The sequence below is a fragment of the Vibrio sp. YT-17 genome (assembly GCF_033337375.1).
GTDB lineage: Bacteria > Pseudomonadota > Gammaproteobacteria > Enterobacterales > Vibrionaceae > Vibrio > Vibrio alginolyticus.
The window spans coordinates 1-1,219 of record NZ_JAWOQP010000129.1; the positions used below are offsets into that span (position 1 = coordinate 1).

Genomic DNA, 1,219 nt, shown 5'->3' on the forward strand with positions numbered 1-1,219 from the left:
TACGAAGTGAAGAATGGCATGCGTCCAGTTTGGATGAATGTCCATGAAGCGATAGCACATAACGAAAAGACGATGGCAGAAAGCCCGAAGAAAGGAATGAGTATCGAACGTGAAACGTTCTTACTTCACCTGATCGCTAAAGAGTTGCTTTAGCTGTCACCAGAGTGCCGAAGACTGAGCTCATACCTATTGAATGGGAATGAGCTTCAGTAAGCGTTTTTAGAAGTGTTTAGGGATTTCATCATTCACTTCTTTACGCAATTAAGCGCAATAAAAAAGTCCGAGCTCCCCCCCGGAACCCGGACTTATTCCAGACGCGCAAGCGAAGCGTCATCTCGATATTCTGAGTTTTGTTTCAAACTATGAAAACAATAGCCGTTTTATATTTAGTGTGTAAATAATTAATAGGTCCAACCATTGGTTTTCATCTTTTTTGCACACGTAATGTGATGCATATCTATCCAATAAACAAGTGCAAATTGGACTATTATCAGTAAACCACTACTCTTTCTTATTCTTGAGATACATTACCTTAACTTTTTTGCACACGTTTGCATCGAGATCACGAGTTTTTAAATTAGCAGAACAGGATCTTGTAATTTTACGTTCTTCTGACATTCGTTGTTTTGGTGATTATTATCACAAATTAACGAGTGGAGGAAGTCGACTAAAGTCGATCAGAGGCTGTGATGGTGCCGCAGATTCAGCAGCAAATAGAAGCAATGGCTGAAAAGAAGAGTGTTGTAACTGCCCGATATCTATCAGTTTTTCCAAGGCGAAGAAACGACTGACGTACTGATGTGTTTCTTTTGGCAGAGTGAGGTGTTGGAAGTCATCGGTGCCTGCTTTCTTTATAGCGCGAGCAATTCGGCCTTCTCCTGCATTATAGGCCGCCAGCGTTAATGCGAGGTTTTGATCAAACTTGTTGTATAAAAACGCCAGATAGTCCAATGCAGCTTTCGTGCTGGCTTGGGTATCGAAACGCTCATCCACATTCGAATCAACCGTTAAACCAAAGCGCATCGCTGTTGCAGGAATCAATTGCCATAATCCCGCGGCGTTGGCGTGAGAAACGGCTTTTGCGTTGTAAGAAGATTCTAGCATTGGCACCAAAACGAGACTTTTGGGCAGTGACTTGCTTTTGAGTTGCTTAAAGATGTGGTCGAGAAGTGGATTGACGGAAGTGAGACGTTGGTCGATTTGTAATTTATAAGGCGCA

Annotated in this window: 1 protein-coding gene and 1 pseudogene; one reads left to right on the top strand and one right to left on the bottom strand. The window is 42.3% G+C overall.

Annotated elements, in window-relative coordinates:
* A pseudogene (locus tag R7F67_RS24390) lies at nucleotides 1-153 on the top strand (DNA mismatch repair protein MutT); the annotation flags it as partial.
* 486 nt (nucleotides 154-639) lie between these two features.
* On the opposite strand, the gene R7F67_RS24395 reads toward R7F67_RS24390, so the two are convergent.
* The coding region (locus R7F67_RS24395; protein ID WP_318057485.1) for a lytic transglycosylase domain-containing protein at nucleotides 640-1,219 on the bottom strand (580 nt) is incomplete at its 5' end.